This window comes from Alsobacter metallidurans (assembly GCF_014636935.1).
GTDB lineage: Bacteria > Pseudomonadota > Alphaproteobacteria > Rhizobiales > Beijerinckiaceae > Alsobacter > Alsobacter metallidurans.
This window is the reverse complement of sequence record NZ_BMES01000002.1, coordinates 1,437,496-1,453,275: the sequence shown is the minus strand read 5'-3', so window position 1 is coordinate 1,453,275 and position 15,780 is coordinate 1,437,496. Positions and strand designations below refer to the sequence as shown.

The window sequence follows — 15,780 nt, the reverse complement described above, 5'->3', positions numbered from 1 at the left end:
CCCTATCTCTTCATCGATCGACAACACAAAGGGAGTGGGACCATGGGCCTGTTCAAGTTCATCAAGGACGCCGGCGAGAAGCTGTTCGGCGCGACCCCGGCGGCCGCCGCGCAGCCTGACGCGCTGCAGAAGGAAGTCGCCAAGCATGGCCTCGGCGGCGATGGCATCCAGGTCACGGTCGATGGCGACAAGGTGAAGGTGTCCGGCAAGGCGATGTCCACCGCCGACGCCGAGAAGATCATCCTGGCGCTCGGCAACACGCAGGGCGTGGCCGAGGTCGAGAGCGACCTGATCGTCAACAACGAGACGGCGGCCTCCAACATGTACACGGTCGTCAAGGGCGACACGCTCTGGGCCATCGCCGAGAAGCAGTACGGCAAGGGCAAGGGCAGCCACTACAACGAGATCTTCGAGGCCAACAAGCCGATGCTGACCCATCCGGACAAGATCTATCCGGGCCAGGTGCTGCGCATTCCGCCGCTCGCCTGACACTATCCGGGGCGCGCCCAAAAGGCGCGCCCCTTTTGTTAGACCGGGCGCGCAGGCCTCTGGCCAAGCCAACCGAATGGGCTAAAGTCCGGTCCGGAAACGTTCGAGGACTGGCGCGCATGTTCGGATTTGGCCGCGGACCCAAGGTCGAGAATCTCGGGATCGAGGACATCAAGAAGGGCCTGGCGGACGGCTCTATTCTGCTGGTGGACGTGCGCGAGCCGAACGAATGGGAAGCCGGCCACATCGCCGGCGCGGTTCTGTTTCCGCTGTCCACCTTCGACGCCGCGGCGCTGCCCGATCCGCAGGGCAGGCGCATCGTGTTTTCATGCCGCTCCGGCAAGCGCTCCCTGACGGCGGCCGCGGCGGCCGCAGCCGGAGGCGTCACGGTCGACGCCCATTATGCGGGCGGCATGCTGGACTGGGTCCAGCACGGCGAACCCGTCGCGACGGGGCCCTGACCGCGCCCATCTTCCAGTTGCGTCCTCCCACACCCCCATTCGCTCCGCTTCGAGGATCACCATGACCGTCAAGAAGTTCGGCATCGGACAGCCGCTCCGCCGCGTCGAGGACCAGCGCCTGCTGACCGGGGGCGGCAACTACACGGCCGACTACCAGCCCGAGCGCCAGCTCGAGGCCGTGCTGCTGCGCAGCCCCTACGCGCATGCGCGGTTCACCTTCTCGGACCTCGAGACCGCGCGCGCCATGAAGGGCGTGAAGCTGATCCTCACGCACGAGGACGTGGCGCATCTCGGCGATGTGCCCTGCCAGGCCGCCCTGCCCAACAGCGACGGCACGCAGAACCACGTCGCCCACATCCCCGTGCTCGCCAAGGGCGTCGCCAAGCATGTCGGCGACGCGGTCGCGTTCGTGGTTGCCGAGACCGTGAACCAGGCCAAGGACGCCGCCGAGGCGATCGGGGTGAGCTGGGAGCAGCTTCCGGCCGCCGTGGACCTGCGCGCCGCGCTGGAGAAGGGCTCGCCATCGGTCTGGAGCGAACAGCCCGACAACGTGTCGTTCGACGCCGAGATGGGCGACAAGGCCAAGGTGGACGCCATCTTCGCCGGCGCGGCCAAGGTCGTGCGGATCGAGGTGGAGAACAACCGCCTGATCACCAACTACATGGAAACGCGCGGCGTCATCGCCGAGTACGACGCCAAGTCGAAGAGCTACAGGCTGACGCTCTCCAGCCAGGGCGTGCACGGCATCCGCGACACGCTGGCTGCGCAGGTCCTGAAGATCAAGCCGGAAAACATCCGCGTCGTCACCGGCGACGTCGGCGGCGGCTTCGGCACCAAGACGTTCTGCTATCGCGAGTATCCGCTGGCCGCCGAGGCCGCCAAGCGGCTGAAGCGCCCGGTGCGCTGGATCGCGGATCGCGGCGACCACTTCATGGGCGACGCGCAGGGCCGCTCCAACTATGCGGTGGGCGAAGTCGCGATGGACAAGGCCGGCAAGTTCCTGGCCATGCGCTTCGACATCCTGGGCGAGATCGGCGCGTACTGCTCGCAGTATGGCCCTTATATCCCGTATCTGGGCGGCACCATGATGACGGGCGTCTACAGGACGCCGGCGCTCCATGTGCGCGTGCGCGGCGTCTACACCAACACGGTGCCGGTGGACGCCTACCGGGGCGCGGGCCGGCCCGAGGCGGCCTACCTCCTCGAGCGACTGGTGGACCGCGCGGCGCGCGAGACCGGCATGAAGCCCGAGCAGATCCGCCGCAAGAACTTCATTCCGCCGAGCGCCATGCCGTACAGCACGCCGATCGGCGACCGCACCTATGACACCGGCGACTTCGACGGGCACATGACGCGCGCCATGGAGGCGGCCGACTGGGCCGGTTTCAAGGACCGCGCCCGCGCGGCCCGCAAGGAGAACAAGATCCGCGGCGTCGGCATGGCGACCTATATCGAGTGCACCGCCTGGGGCGAGGGCGAGGACGTCGAGATCCGGCTGGAGACCGACGGCACCGTGACGGTGTATTCGGGCACCCAGTCCAACGGGCAGGGCCACGCCACCGCCTATGCGCAGTTCGCCTCACAGCATCTCGACATCCCGCTGGAGCGCATCAAGGTGATCCAGGGCGACACCCAATCGGTGAAGACCGGCCACGGCACCGGCGGCTCGCGCTCGATTCCGGTCGGCGGCGTGTCGGTGTTCGTCGCCTCCGAGAAGCTCGCCGAGAAGCTGAAGGACCTCGCGTCGCAGAAGCTCGAGGCCAGCGTGTCGGACCTGGAGGTCGCGGATGGCGGCGTCCGCGTCGTCGGCACCGACCGGCGCATCGACTTCGTCGACCTCGCCAACCTGCCGGAAGCCACGCGCGAGGCGCGGACCGGGGAGGGCGACTTCACGCCTCCCAACGCCACCTACCCGAACGGCACCCACATCGCCGAGGTCGAGATCGACCTCGACACCGGCGTCGCCAAGGTGGTGCGCTACACCATCTGCGACGACTTCGGCATTGCGGTGAACCCCATGCTGCTGGCCGGCCAGGTGCATGGCGGCGTCGTGCAGGGCATCGGCCAGGCGCTGCTGGAAAAGACCGTGTTCGACGCGGAAGGGCAGCTCGTGACGGCGAGCTTCATGGACTACTGTCTGCCGCGCGCCGAGGACGTGCCGTTCCTCCATTTCGAAACCCGGAACGTGCCCTCCACCACCAACCCGCTCGGCATGAAGGGCGCGGGCGAGGCCGGCTCCATCGGCTCGTGCCCGGCGGTCATGAACGCCGTCGTGGACGCGCTCGACCGGGCCTTCGGGGTGCGCGACATGGACATGCCGGCGACGCCGGACAGGGTTTTTGCGGCGATCAAGAGCGCATCCGCACAGGCGGCGTGATCGCATCTCGGCGATGGAAGGTCCGCAGCTCTATAACGCAAAGTTGATCTTGCGCTGTTGCAAGATCAACTTTGCAAGCTCGCGCCTCGCGTTTAGGGAGGCCGGGCGGCAACCTGCATGTCCTGCAATAGAGCCCGTTTGAACGGGTCAGAGGGGAGTACCTGATGCTTCGCATCATCATCGCCACCGCCGCCATCGCGATTGGGGCGACCGCCGTGGTCGCGCAGTCGGACGTCATTGCGCAGCGCAAGGACATCATGAAATCGGTCGGCGGAGCCACCAAGGACCCGGGCGCCATGCTGAAGGGCGAAGCCGCCTTCGACCTCGCCAAGGTGCAGAAGAGCCTCGCGACCTATCAGGACGCGGCCAAGAAGATGCCGGCGCTGTTCCCCGACAATTCCAAGACGGGCGGCGAGACCACCGCGGCGCCGAAGATCTGGGAAGACATGGCGGGCTTCAAGGCCGCCTTCCAGAAGTTCGAGGCCGACGCCACCAAAGCTTCCGCCGAGATCAAGGACGAGGCCAGCTTCAAGGCCAATTTCCCGGCCGTGCTGAAGAATTGCGGCTCGTGCCATGAGAGCTATCGCGTCAAGAAGAGCTGAGCGGATTCGAACCGGTCGGTGAGGGGCAGGGGTGTAACCATCCCTCGCTCCGTCGTTGTTCAGGCTGTTGGTCTGCGTCATGGCCGGGCTTGTCCCGGCCATCCACGCCGGAGCCCGAGGCGTGGATCCCCGGGTCAAGCCCGGGGATGGCGGTGGAGGGTTGCGGGTGGCTCGGCCGCGTGCTCGTCACGATGAAAAGCTTGGCTATTTGAGCGCAAATTGGTCCCGGGTTCCCTATCGGTGAAAAAGCTTCTGGTCGCCCTCGTGTTGCTCGCGGCCCTCGGGGCGGCGGGGTTTTGGCTGCTCACGGCGCCGTTTACCTACGAGGCCCTGCGCGGAGCCCCGGACGTCACCGTCGCGACGGCGCCCAACCTGGAGAACGGCAAGACGCTGTTCTATGCGGGCGGCTGCACCTCCTGCCACGCCATCCCGGGACAGGACGACAGGACGAGGCTCGGCGGCGGCCTCGGGCTGCAATCGCCCTTTGGCACGTTCTACGCGCCCAACATCTCGCCCCATCCGCGCGACGGCATCGGCGGCTGGACAGTTGCGAGCTTCATCCGCGCCATGCGGGAGGGCGTCTCGCCCGACGGCCGGCATTACTATCCGGCCTTCCCGTACACATCCTACCAGCGCATGGCGGCGCAGGACCTCGCCGACGTTTTCGCCTTCCTGAAGACGCTGCCGCCCGTCGAAGGCAAGGTGCGCGATCACGACCTGCCGTTCCCGTTCAACGTGCGCCGCGGGCTCGGGCTGTGGAAGCTCGCCTTCCTGGACGGCAAGCCGATCCAGCCCGATCCGGCCAAGAGCGCCGAATGGAACCGCGGGCGCTATCTGGTGGAAGGCCCCGGGCATTGCGCCGAGTGCCATTCGCCGCGCGCCTTCACGGGCGCGATCGTAGACGGCAAACGGTTCTCGGGCGGGCCGGACCCGGAGGGCAAGGGCTTCGTGCCCAACATCACGCAGGACAAGGCCGGCCTCGCGTCCTGGTCCAAGAACGACATCGCCGAACTGCTGAAAACCGGCTTCACGCCGGAGTATGACGCCGTTGGCGGCTCCATGGCGCCGGTGATCAAGAACACCTCTCAGCTCAGCGACGCCGACCGGGGCGCGATGGCGGAGTACATCAAGAGCCTGCCCGCGGTGGCGAGCCCGCCCCGCCCGCCGAAAAAGGCGGAGTAGGGCGCGGCGCTTCAATCCATCACGGCCGCCTTGAGGATGCACACCATGGTGGCGTGCCCCGGGGCGCTCGAGACGCAGCGGACGCTATGGGGGCGATCGCAGCGGTACCGCAGGGTTTCGCCAGCCTTGGCGCGCTGGATCTGCTCGCCGACCTCCACCTCGAACTCGCCCTCGATCACAGACAGGCACTCGATGGAACCGCGCTGGTGGGCGTCCGAGTCGAGCACGCCGCCGGGCTCGGCCTGGACGTCGTACCACTGCAGCCACTCGACGGTCTTGATCCAGCCGATGATGCCGAGGCGGACCTTGCCGTCGTCCGACACCAGGATGGGCGTGTCGCCCTTGGTGGTCTTGTCGATGAAGGGCTCGTCGTCGCCGCTGGACAGCACGCGCTCGATGGAGACGTCGAGCGCCTGCGAGAGGCGCCAGATCGTGGCCAGGGTCGGGTTGGTTTCGTTGCGCTCGATCTGGCTGATGATCGACTTCGCGACGCCGGACTGCTCGGCCAGTTCGGAGAGCGACAGGTTGTAGGCCTTGCGCAGGCGTTGGATGGTCTTTCCAAGCTGGCCCGACAGGGCGTGCGCGCCGATATCCAGAACCTTGACCCGCTCCCGGCCCTCGACGCCCATCCGCTCACTCCCTCAACGCTTGAACTGTTTTGAAAAACGAACGGCTGTTTGTAAAGCCGGAACAGCCCAATCGAGCGCGCAACTGCGCGTTTCTCACAATCGCGCCCGGCGGCGTTCGTTTCAGCGGACCTTTGTTCAGGCCCGCTGCGCCGTCCCGCGCAGCAGTGCGAGCAGCAGCATCGCGCTCGCCGCCAGCACGCCGAGGGCGGCGCAGAACGCAACCGCGGCGCTCGGCCCGCCGGCCGACAGCACGAGCGCGAACACGACCGGGGCGGCCGATTTCGTCGCCAGCGCGGGCGCGGCCAGGAGGCCGAGGATCTCGCCATAGCGGTCGCGCCGGAACAGCGCGAAGGGAACCACGCCGCGCGCGATGGTGATCAGGCCGTTTGACGCGCCATAGACCAGCCCGAACGCGATCGCCACCGCGGTGGACGGCGCCGCGAAGGCGAGCAGGGCGAACGCGAAGGGCAGGATGGCGGTGGAAAACACCCCCAGCGCCAGCGCGCTGAGCCGCGCGCCAAACAACAATTCCAGCAGCCGCGCCCCGACCTGCGCGGGGCCGATGAAAACCCCCGCGAGAACGCCCTGCGCTTCCGTGAGGCCCAACTGGTCGAGCAGCCGCACGAGGTGCACCGAGAGCCCGCTGGTGACGAGGCCGTGGGCCGAAATCACCAGCGCGAACAACGCGAAGGCCGTCCAATCCATGCCGCGCAACAACGACGCGCGCGGCGCAGCTTCACCTGCCAGTTTGGCGGGGCGCGCCGGCGCGGCTTTCGGCAGTCCGAAGGCGTGCAGCGGCGCGCAGAGCAACGCCTGTCCGGCCGCATGGACGAGGATCACCTGCCGCCAGTCGAGATCGCGCAGCAGCCAGAGCGTGAGCGGCCACGAGACCGTCGACGCGAAGCCGCCCGCCAGCGTCAGCATCGAAATGGCGCGCCGGGTCTGCGGACCCGCGATTTGCGCCAGGGTGGCGAAGGCAGGGTCATACAGCGCGCCCGCCATTGCGACGCCGATCACCGCCCAGGCGGCCAGATAGGGCAGCGGCCCCTGCGCGAGCGCCAGGAATCCCAGCCCTGCGGCGCCGATCAGCGAGGCCGCCGTCATCACCGGCCGCCCGCCGTGGCGATCGATCAACCGCCCGGCCCAGGGCGCGGCGGCGCCCGAGGCGATCATCGCGACGCTGAACCCGCCGAACACCAGCGCTTCGGACCAGCCGGTGTCGTGGAGGATGCGCGGGCCAACCAGCGCCATGGTGTAGAACAGCGAGCCCCAGGCGGCGATCTGGGTGACGCCCAGTGTGAGGAGCGCGCGCAGCAGCGCCCCCGGGGCAGGCGCGTCGGCGGTCATGTCTGGCGGTGGGCGCCGGCTTCGCGCTCGCGCCGGCGGCGATCCTCCAGCCCGAGCCGCCGCTCGCGCCAGATCACGAACAGGCCCGCCAGGATCACCAGCGCGGCGCCGACCAGCACCAGCGGCTCCGGCACGTCGGCGAAGACCACGAAGCCGACCGCGAGCGCCCAGATCAGGCTCGTGTAGTCGAAGGGCGCGATCACGCTGGCGGGCGCAAAGCGGTAGCTCGACGTCAGGAGGATCTGGCCGACGCCGCCGGCGATCCCGGCCAGCACGAGGATGGCGCCGTCGTGCAGGCTCGGCATGCGCCAGCCGAACACCGCCGTGAGCGCGCCAAACAGCGCCGCCGTGCTCGAGAAGTAGAACACGATCGCGCCGGTCTTCTCGATCTGGGCCAGCCGGCGAATCTCCACCGACGCCACTGCGCCGCAAAACGCGCCGAGCAGGCCGAACATGGCCCCGACCGCCTGGCCGCCCGAGAGGCCGCCGCCGCCCGCCTTGAAGTAGGGGATCATCATGATCAGCATGCCGATGAAGCCGACCCCGAGCGCACTCCATCTGTACACGCGTACGACTTCCTTGAGCACCAGCGCGGCCAGCGCCGTGGTCATCAGCGGAGTCGCGTAGCCGATCGCGGTCGCGTCCGGCAAAGGCAGCAGCGCGAGCGCCGTGAAGCCGCAGAACATCGCCAAGGAGCCCGCGAGGCTGCGCCTCAGATGGCCGAAGAACCGCGTGGTCCGAACGGCGTCGATGAGCTCGTTGCGCGAGGCGAGCCAGATCAGCAGCGGCACGAGCGCGAAAAACGAGCGGAAGAACACCACCTGGCCAGTCGGGTAGCCGGCGCCGACCAGTTTGATCAGCGTCGACATCGCCGTGAACGCAAGCGTGGAGATGATCTTGAGGCTGATGCCGAGAAGGGCGTTCACGAGCGGGTCTGGGCTTGCGGACAGGCGGAGCCGACCCTGAGGACGGCGGGCGAGGAGTGAAACGGGCTATTGGACGCCGGGCGGCGCCGAGGCTGCCCGCAATGTGATCACACGCGGCCGGACGGGGCAAAGCTCCATTGCGCGCAACCGCGTCACGGGGGGCGCATGGCTCGCCGCCGCCGCGCGGTCGCTCTCGCCCTAGACGAACAGCGCCAGCTTCTGCTCGACGCTGAGGGCGTCCACGGCCGCGAAAGCCTCGACGCGCGGATCCACGGCGCGCTCCGCCCGGGCAGGCGCCGGAGCGGGCGGGCGCTGCTCGGCCAGGGGCCGATCGGCGGCCGGCAAGGCCGGCGGGGCGGGCCTGCGTCGCTCGGTCGGCATCGCGGTCTGGTTGTCGACGAACACCACGTCGTCGCGCATGGCCGGCAGCCTGGCGTCGGGCCGCTGCGCCGGTGCGGCCGCGCGACCGCCGCGCGCGTCGGAGCCCAGCAGCGCCTGGATGCGGCCCTCGATGCCGCGCAACACCGTGATCAGCTGCCGCACGCGGCCGGTGGTCAGCGCATGGCGGTTCGAGGCGCGGTAGATGTCCTGGGCATGGCGGTCGAGGTCGTCCAGCGCGCCGGCCACCTCGGCGCTCTCGGCGGTTTCGCGCAGCGACCAGGCGAGTTCCTGGATTTGCTCGGCCGCGTCGAACGCCTCCGTGTCGGCGAGCTCGGCGGCCGCCACCAGGTCGTCAAACGCCTTGTCGGCCACGGGCGCCTCGCCCGCGCCGTTCGCGTCCGCGACGCTGCGGGCGATATCGTGGCGGGTGCGGGCGATCTTGTCGGCGATGTCGGCGAGGTCGCGCTGGACGCCGACGGCGGGATCGGGCGTGATGTCCCTGGCCGACACCGCGCGTTCGATGCGGGCCAGCGAGGCGATCAGGCGCTCCGTCTCGGCGTGCCGGTTGCGCTTGGCGAACTCGGCCAGGAACCAGCGCCCGCGCGACGTTTCCATCACGGCGGCTTCGATTTCCTCGTATTCCACGCTGGTCAGCGGGGTGCTGGGGGTCTCGGCCATGGCGCTCGGTTCGGGCGGCGAATCAGGCGCGCCGCCTCCTCGGTGGCACACCATCATCTCGCAGGCTGGCGCTCAAGCTTTTCGCCGTGCGGCTCCCCAGCGATCTGGCCGGCGCCTGTCGCGCGGCGTGCGGAAATCATGCTCTATCTCGCGCATGCGGTCCGACACTTCCGTGGCGCTTCGGCTCTCCACGCTCTACGCGGCGACCTTTTTCGGCATCGGGGTGTCGTCCCCGTTTCTGCCCGTGTGGTTTCGCGGGCTGGGCCTCAGCCCGGACCAGATCGCCCTGCTGGTCGCCGCCCCGCTGGTGGTGCGCATCCTCGCGAGCGTCTGGACGGCCGGGCTGGCGGATGGGCGGGCCCCGGCGGGTCGCATCCTGGTGGCCGCAAACCTGCTGGTCGGATTGGGGTATCTCGCGGCGGCGCCGGGCTGGGCGTTTCCGGTGCTGCTCCTGCTGACGGCCAGCATCGCGCTGGCGCAAAGCCCCATCATTCCGCTGTCGGACGTTCTTGCGATCGAGGCCGCAAAGAGCCGGCCGAGGCTGCATTATGGGCGCATCCGCGTCTGGGGCTCGCTCTCGTTCACGCTGGCGACCCTGCTGGCAGGCGCGGCCGTCGGCTGGCTTGGCTCTGGCGTGGTGCCGCTGGCGCTGGGCGCGTCCTATCTGGGCGCGGCCGCCGCGGCGCTTCTGGTCGCGGATCTCGACCGGGACGACGCGCCCCGCCCGGCGCAGCCGAGCGCAGGGCGCGTGCGCTTGCCGGGAGCGCTGGTGCTCGTGATCCTGAGCGCCGCCATGATCCATTCGAGCCATTCCATGATGAACGCCTTCGGGTCGATCTCCTTCGAGGCGGCCGGCGTCTCGCCTGCGGGCGTGGGCGGCCTGTGGGCCGTCACCGTGGTGGTCGAGGTCGCGCTGTTTTCCCTGATGGGACGCGTCGGGGGAGGGCGGGCGCCGCCCTACGGGTTTCTGTGCGTCGGCGGCGCCGCCGCCGCGCTGCGGTGGATCGGAATGGGGCTGGAGCCCGGGCCCGGCGCGATCGCGCTGTTGCAGCTCCTGCACGGCGCGAGCTTCGGCGCCACGCATCTGGGCACGATCGGGGCGTTCGCCTCGCTGGCGCCCGCGGCCGCCAAGGCGCGATTGCAAGGCGCCCTCGTGGCCTCGATCTCGCTCGCATCGGCGCTCGCCACGGTGGCGTCCGGACCGCTTTATGGCGGCTTCGGCGCCCGGGCGTTTCTGGCGATGGCGCCGGTGGCCGTGCTCGGGCTCGTTTTCGCGCTTGCGGCCTGGCGGCTCGCGCCTCAGCCCCAGAGCGCCCGCGAGGGCGGAAACACCAGCCCGCCCTCGTAGCGAAGGCCGGGCTCCCGGTCGCGCGCCAGCAGCAACGGGCCGTCGAGGTCGACATAGCGCGCGCCGGGGCTCAGCAGCATGGCGGGCGCCATGGCGAGCGAGGTGCCGACCATGCAGCCGACCATGATGTCGAGCCCGGCCGCCCGGGCCGCGGCTGCGAGCTCCAGCGCGGCCGTAAGCCCGCCGGTTTTGTCGAGCTTGATGTTGATGGCGTCGTAGCGCTCGGCCGTGGCGGCGAGTTCGGCGAGGCCATGGGCGCTTTCGTCGGCGCAGAGCGGGATCGGGCTTTCGAGGCTGGCGAGAAGGTCGTCCTGCCCGGCCGGCAGCGGCTGCTCCACCAGGGCGACGCCGGCGGCCGCGCAGGCGGCGAGTTGCGCCGCGACGTCGTGCTCGCGCCAGCCCTCGTTGGCGTCCACCACCAGCACGGCGTCGGGCGCGGCGCGCCGAACCGCCGCGATGCGCGCCCCGTCCTCCGCCCCGCCGCCGAGCTTGATCTTGAGGATGGGCCGGTCAGCCGCCTTAGCGGTCGCTTCCGCCATCGCGTCCGGCGCGCCGAGGCTGATGGTGAAGCAGGTCGTGGCCGGCGCCACACGGTCCAGTCCGGCCAGCACATGCGCGGGGACGCCGGTGGTCTTGGCCTCGAGATCCCACAACGCGCAGTCGACGGCGTTGCGCGCCGCGCCGGCCGGCATGGCCCCGAGCAACCCATGGCGGTCGCCGCCGCCCTCCACGAAGGCGCGGGCAGCCTCGATCTGCGCCGTGACACTCTCCACGCTCTCGCCGTATCGCGCATAGGGCACGCATTCGCCACGCGCGATCACCCCACGATCCCCGATGGTCGCGGTGACGACCACGGCCTCCGTGCGCGAACCGCGCGCGATCGTAAACGCGCCCGCGATGGGGAATCGCTCGACGGCTACGGACAAGCTGCGGGGCATCGGATCACCTCGTGCAATAGGAGCCGGAACCGCTCTAACGCAGCCGGCTCCGCTGCGCCACCGCGGCGCAAGCTGGCCCAAGGGTCACACCATGCGGGAAAACGCTTAGCGGTTGTATTCGCGCCATTCACGCGCTGTCCCTATTTGAACTAAAACAGCACAAGCGCTTGCTTCGGGCGCACGGAACAAAGACCCTTCATGGATCCTCTCGCAAACGTGGTGGTGGAACGCAACGGCGCGGAAGCGCGGCTGCGTTTCATCGGACGCTGGACGTCCGAGCAGGCCGCCGCCGTGGAGGAGGAGGCCGGCAAGCTCGCGAGCGAGGCGGAGGGCGCCCAGCGCGTGCTGCTCGATCTCTCGGCCGTTGAACGGCTGGACACGCTCGGCGCCTGGGTGCTGGACCGGGCCCGGGCGTCGTTCGAGGCGGGCGGCCAGCAGGCCGGCTTCGTCGGGCTGGACGAGCCCAAGCGCATTCTCCTGCAGGAGGTCGCTTATCACGACTTCGGGCAGAAAACGGTTGCGCGGGGCTCGGCCGTGGTCGACATCCTGTCGGATGTGGGCTCCACGGTGTGCGGCGCCGGGCGCGACGTGGTGGGGGGCGTCAGCTTCCTGGGCTCGCTCGTGGCCGCGATGGGCCGGATGATCGTCCACCCGGCGCGGTTCCGCATCACCTCGGTGGTGTTCCACCTGGAGGCGGTGGGCTTCCGCAGCGTTCCGATCATCACGCTGATCTCGTTTCTGGTCGGCTGCATCGTGGCGCAGCAGGGCATTTTCCAGCTCAGCAAGTTCGGCGCGACGCCTTTCGTGGTGGACCTCACCGGCATCCTGACCTTGCGCGAGCTGGGCGTGCTGCTCACCTCCATCATGATCGCGGGCCGCTCGGGCTCGGCCTTCACGGCCGAGATCGGCTCCATGAAGATGCGCGAGGAGATCGACGCCCTGCGGGTGATGGGGCTCGACCCCATCGAGGTGCTGGTCGTTCCGCGGATCCTCGCTCTGATGCTGGCGCTGCCGCTGCTCACCTTCCTGGCCAACATCGCGGGCCTGTTCGGAGGCGGCGTCGTCGCCTGGCTCTATGGCAACATCAGCCAGGAGGTGTTCCTCGGCCGGCTGCGCTCCGCCATCGCGTTCAACACCTTCATGGTGGGCATCATCAAGGCGCCCTTCATGGCGCTGGTGATCGGCATCATCGCGTGTATCGAGGGCCTCGCCGTGAAGGGCTCGGCCGAATCGCTGGGGCGCCAGGTCACGTCCTCGGTGGTGAAATCCATCTTCATGGTGATCGTGGTCGACGGTCTTTTCGCCATGTTCTTCGCGTCCATCAAATATTGAACATGGCCACCGACGTCCTTCCCCCCAGCGCCCAGCCCGACGGACGCGCCAATGGCGCGGACGCGGAGCGTGAGGTGATCATCTCGGTGCGCGACCTCGTGGTCGGCTTCGGCGACAAGCTGATCATGAACGGCCTCGACCTCGACGTATATCGCGGCGAGATCCTGGGCTTCGTGGGCGCGTCCGGCACCGGCAAGTCCGTGCTCACGCGCACGATCCTGGGGCTCGTGCCGAAGCGGCGCGGCACCATCGAGGTGTTTGGCCAAAACGTCGACGAACTGGACGGGCCGGGCCGCAAGGCCATGGAGCGGCGCTGGGGCGTGCTGTTCCAGCAGGGCGCGCTGTTTTCGTCGCTGTCGGTGCGCCAGAACGTTCAGGTGCCGATGCGGGAGCACCTCAAGCTCTCGGACGAGCTCATGGACGAGCTCGCGCTGCTGAAGCTGGAGCTCGTCGGCCTTAAGCCCGAAGTCGCGGACCGGTTCCCGTCCGAATTGTCGGGCGGCATGATCAAGAGAGTGGCGCTCGCCCGCGCGTTGTCGCTGGATCCCGAAATCGTGTTCCTGGACGAGCCGACGTCCGGCCTGGACCCGATCGGCGCGCAAGACTTCGACGAACTGATCTCGACCTTGCAGAAGACTTTGGGACTCACCGTCTTCATGGTAACGCACGACCTCGGCAGCCTGTATTCGGCGTGTGACCGCATCGCGGCGCTCGGCGACGGAAAGGTGATCGCCGCGGGGCCCATCGAGACGATGCTGAAGTCGGACCATCCGTGGTTGCGGTCCTATTTTCATGGTGAGCGCGCCCGTCACATGACGGGCGAAGCCGCGGCAGGAAGGTAACGGCATGGAGACCCGCGCGAACTACGCGCTCATCGGGCTGTTCACGCTGGCGGTTCTCACCGCGGCGTTCGGTTTCGTGTTCTGGTTTTCGGGCAAGGATGCGGGCGCCAAGCTGGCGACCTACCGGATCGTGTTCAACGGATCGGTGTCCGGCCTCTCGCGCGGCGCCCAGGTTCTCTATAACGGCCTGCGCGTCGGCGAAGTGAATTCCATCCAGCTCGCGCCCAATGATCCCAGCAAGGTGATCGCCCGGATCGAGATCGACGCCGCCACGCCCATGAACGTGGACACCAAGGCGCGGCTGGAGTTCCAGGGCCTCACCGGCGTCGCCTCCATCCAGCTCTCGGGCGGCGGCCCCGACAGCGCCAAGCTGGTTCAGAACGGCGCCGAGCCGCCGGCCATCAACGCCGACCGCTCCGATTTCCAGGACCTGCTCGAAAGCGCCCAGCGGCTGGCCAAGAAGGCCGACGACGTGCTGGGGCGCGCCGACCAGATCCTGGCCGACAACCAGGGCTCCATCAGCGCCACGGTGCGCAACATCGAGACCTTCTCGGGCGCGCTGGCTTCGAATTCCGAGGGCGTGAACAAGTTCCTGTCCTCCACCGGCAACGCGGCCGACAAGATCGCCTCGCTGTCGGTGGACCTGCAGAAGCTCACCGAGACGGTGGACAATGTCGTCAAGGCCGTGAACCCGGAGGACGTCAACAAGGTCGTCGCCAACCTGCAGCAGATCACGAGCTCCGTCGCGGGCGAGAAGGAGCGCATCGCGGCCTTTATCCGCGACGCCTCGACGCTAGCCGGCCGGCTGAACGATACGTCCGTGAAGCTGGACGGCGTGCTGGCGGACGCCGGCCGCACCCTGCGGGCCGTGGACGCGGACAAGATCCAGCGCTCGGTCGACAACGTCGAGAAGTTCACGGCCGCGCTCGGCAACAACAGCGAGCGTGTCGACGACGTGATCAAGAACGCCGGCGAACTCACCGCCAAGCTGAACCGCGCCGCCGACCAGGTCGACAGCGTGCTGGCCAGCGTTCGCACGTTCCTGGGCTCCGACGACACCAAGGCGGCGCTGGGCAGCATTGGCGACATGGCGAAGTCCGTGCGCGTGCTCGCCGACAACCTCGACAAGCGGACCTCCGAGATCACGGCCGGCATCAACCGCGTGACCGGGCCGGCGCTGCGCGACTACCAGTCGCTGGCCTCCGACGGCAAGCAGGCGCTCGGCGAGCTCAACCGCACCCTGCGCAGCCTGCAGCAGAACCCCCAGCAGCTGCTGTTCGGCGGCAAGCCGTCCCTTCCCGAATATCGGGGCCGTTAGTGTCGACCCCCACTTTCTCGAGGCCATCCCCCGCCATGCCCGCGTTCCCCTTCCACGCCGCTTCGGCCCGGTTGCGTTCGGCCCCATCGTTCCGGCCGGCGCTTGCCGCGGCCGTCGTCGCGCTCGCGCTCGCGGGGTGCAGCAGTTCGACGCCCTCCGAGGTCTATGACCTGACTGCGCCGATCGGCGCCGCGCGCCAAAGCCCGGGACGCAGCCAGCTCGTGGTGGCGGAGCCCACAGCCCTGCAGCCGCTCGAATCCGACCGCATCGTGGTCCGGTCGGCTGATGGCTCGGTGTCGTCGGTCGGGGGCGTACAGTGGTCCGACCGACTGCCGCGGCTGCTCCAGAACCGGCTCGTGCAGGCCTTCGAGAACCAGGGCAGGGCGGTGGCGCGCGCCGGCGTCGGCGTGAACCCGGACTCGATCGTGCAAACCGACATCCGCTTCTTCGGCGTGAGCGTGAACGGCGGCGCGCAGGCGACCGTGGAGCTCTCGGTGAAGATCGTGAACAACGCCTCGGGCAAGATCACGGCCTCGCGCGTGTTCAAGGGCGCGGTTCCGCTCAGCGACATCTCCGGCAAAACCGCCGCCCTCGCGCTCGACCAGGCCGCCAGCCGCGTCTTCGCCGACGTGGTCCGCTGGGCGCGCTGAGGGCGCCAACTCTCCGCGCCATCATTGCGAGCCGGAGGCGAGGCAATCCAGCCTGATTGTTCGGCGTCAGACTGGATCGCTTCGCTGCGCTCGCAATGACGGGAGGGTGGCCCGGGGATCCCAACACCTCCGCCGTCATCCCCGGCGACCTGCGGAGCAGGCCGGGAAGTGGATCCAGGACAAAGGCGCTCACCCCTGGATCCCCTTCCCGGCGCTGCGCCGCCGCCGGGGATGACGGAGAGTCGGGCGCCCTAAAGCGAAAAAGGCCCGGGATCGCTCC

At 69.0% G+C, this 15,780-nt stretch carries 15 protein-coding genes; 10 read left to right on the top strand and 5 right to left on the bottom strand.

Going from position 1 to position 15,780, the window contains the following annotated elements; translation table 11 throughout:
* Positions 1-42: 42 nt before the first annotated feature.
* From lysM to IEV99_RS17220, 5 genes are all read left to right on the top strand, one after another.
* Positions 43-489, top strand: a complete 447-nt coding sequence (lysM, locus tag IEV99_RS17240) for a peptidoglycan-binding protein LysM (RefSeq protein ID WP_188518966.1) — start codon at positions 43-45, stop codon at positions 487-489.
* A 119-nt stretch (positions 490-608) separates the two neighbouring features.
* Positions 609-950, top strand: coding sequence for a rhodanese-like domain-containing protein (locus IEV99_RS17235; RefSeq protein WP_188518965.1), 342 nt, complete (start codon positions 609-611; stop codon positions 948-950).
* A gap of 61 nt (positions 951-1,011) precedes the next feature.
* Positions 1,012-3,327 carry a xanthine dehydrogenase family protein molybdopterin-binding subunit gene (locus tag IEV99_RS17230; protein WP_188518964.1) on the top strand — a complete coding sequence of 772 codons (2,316 nt, stop codon included), beginning with the start codon at positions 1,012-1,014 and terminating at the stop codon, positions 3,325-3,327.
* A 164-nt stretch (positions 3,328-3,491) separates the two neighbouring features.
* Positions 3,492-3,929, top strand: coding sequence for a c-type cytochrome (locus IEV99_RS17225; RefSeq protein WP_244643906.1), 438 nt, complete (start codon positions 3,492-3,494; stop codon positions 3,927-3,929).
* A gap of 240 nt (positions 3,930-4,169) precedes the next feature.
* Positions 4,170-5,111, top strand: a complete 942-nt coding sequence (locus IEV99_RS17220) for a c-type cytochrome (RefSeq protein ID WP_188518963.1) — start codon at positions 4,170-4,172, stop codon at positions 5,109-5,111.
* An 11-nt stretch (positions 5,112-5,122) separates the two neighbouring features.
* Here the strand turns inward: IEV99_RS17220 and IEV99_RS17215 are convergent, their stop codons facing one another.
* The 4 genes from IEV99_RS17215 to IEV99_RS17200 all read right to left on the bottom strand — a co-directional run bounded on the left by IEV99_RS17215 (position 5,123) and on the right by IEV99_RS17200 (position 9,072).
* A complete protein-coding gene (locus IEV99_RS17215) occupies positions 5,123-5,740 on the bottom strand; it encodes a helix-turn-helix domain-containing protein (protein ID WP_188518962.1) in 618 nt (205 codons plus the stop codon).
* A 135-nt stretch (positions 5,741-5,875) separates the two neighbouring features.
* Positions 5,876-7,087, bottom strand: a complete 1,212-nt coding sequence (locus tag IEV99_RS17210) for an MFS transporter (protein ID WP_188518961.1) — start codon at positions 7,085-7,087, stop codon at positions 5,876-5,878.
* On the bottom strand, positions 7,084-8,013 hold the full coding sequence (locus IEV99_RS17205; RefSeq protein WP_188518960.1) for a DMT family transporter: 930 nt from the start codon (positions 8,011-8,013) through the stop codon (positions 7,084-7,086). Before IEV99_RS17205 ends, IEV99_RS17210 begins: the two co-directional genes overlap by 4 nt.
* A 198-nt stretch (positions 8,014-8,211) precedes the next feature.
* Positions 8,212-9,072: a hypothetical protein gene (locus tag IEV99_RS17200; RefSeq protein WP_188518959.1), complete on the bottom strand. Its 861-nt coding sequence runs from the start codon at positions 9,070-9,072 to the stop codon at positions 8,212-8,214.
* A 154-nt stretch (positions 9,073-9,226) separates the two neighbouring features.
* Here IEV99_RS17200 and IEV99_RS17195 point away from each other — a divergent pair, with 154 nt between their 5' ends.
* Positions 9,227-10,420: an MFS transporter gene (locus tag IEV99_RS17195; protein ID WP_188518958.1), complete on the top strand. Its 1,194-nt coding sequence runs from the start codon at positions 9,227-9,229 to the stop codon at positions 10,418-10,420.
* Here the strand turns inward: IEV99_RS17195 and dgcA are convergent.
* Positions 10,372-11,358, bottom strand: coding sequence for an N-acetyl-D-Glu racemase DgcA (gene dgcA / locus IEV99_RS17190; RefSeq protein WP_188518957.1), 987 nt, complete (start codon positions 11,356-11,358; stop codon positions 10,372-10,374). The two genes, IEV99_RS17195 and dgcA, sit on opposite strands and share 49 nt — an antisense overlap.
* Before the next feature lie 198 nt (positions 11,359-11,556).
* Between dgcA and IEV99_RS17185 the strand changes: the two genes are divergently transcribed.
* The 4 genes from IEV99_RS17185 to IEV99_RS17170 all read left to right on the top strand — a co-directional run bounded on the left by IEV99_RS17185 (position 11,557) and on the right by IEV99_RS17170 (position 15,500).
* Positions 11,557-12,690: an MlaE family ABC transporter permease gene (locus tag IEV99_RS17185; RefSeq protein WP_188518956.1), complete on the top strand. Its 1,134-nt coding sequence runs from the start codon at positions 11,557-11,559 to the stop codon at positions 12,688-12,690.
* A 125-nt stretch (positions 12,691-12,815) separates the two neighbouring features.
* A complete protein-coding gene (locus IEV99_RS17180) occupies positions 12,816-13,532 on the top strand; it encodes an ABC transporter ATP-binding protein (protein ID WP_371875813.1) in 717 nt (238 codons plus the stop codon).
* A 4-nt stretch (positions 13,533-13,536) separates the two neighbouring features.
* A complete protein-coding gene (locus IEV99_RS17175) occupies positions 13,537-14,850 on the top strand; it encodes an MlaD family protein (protein WP_188518954.1) in 1,314 nt (437 codons plus the stop codon).
* A gap of 35 nt (positions 14,851-14,885) precedes the next feature.
* A complete protein-coding gene (locus IEV99_RS17170) occupies positions 14,886-15,500 on the top strand; it encodes an ABC-type transport auxiliary lipoprotein family protein (protein WP_188518953.1) in 615 nt (204 codons plus the stop codon).
* The last annotated feature ends 280 nt before the right edge of the window (positions 15,501-15,780 follow it).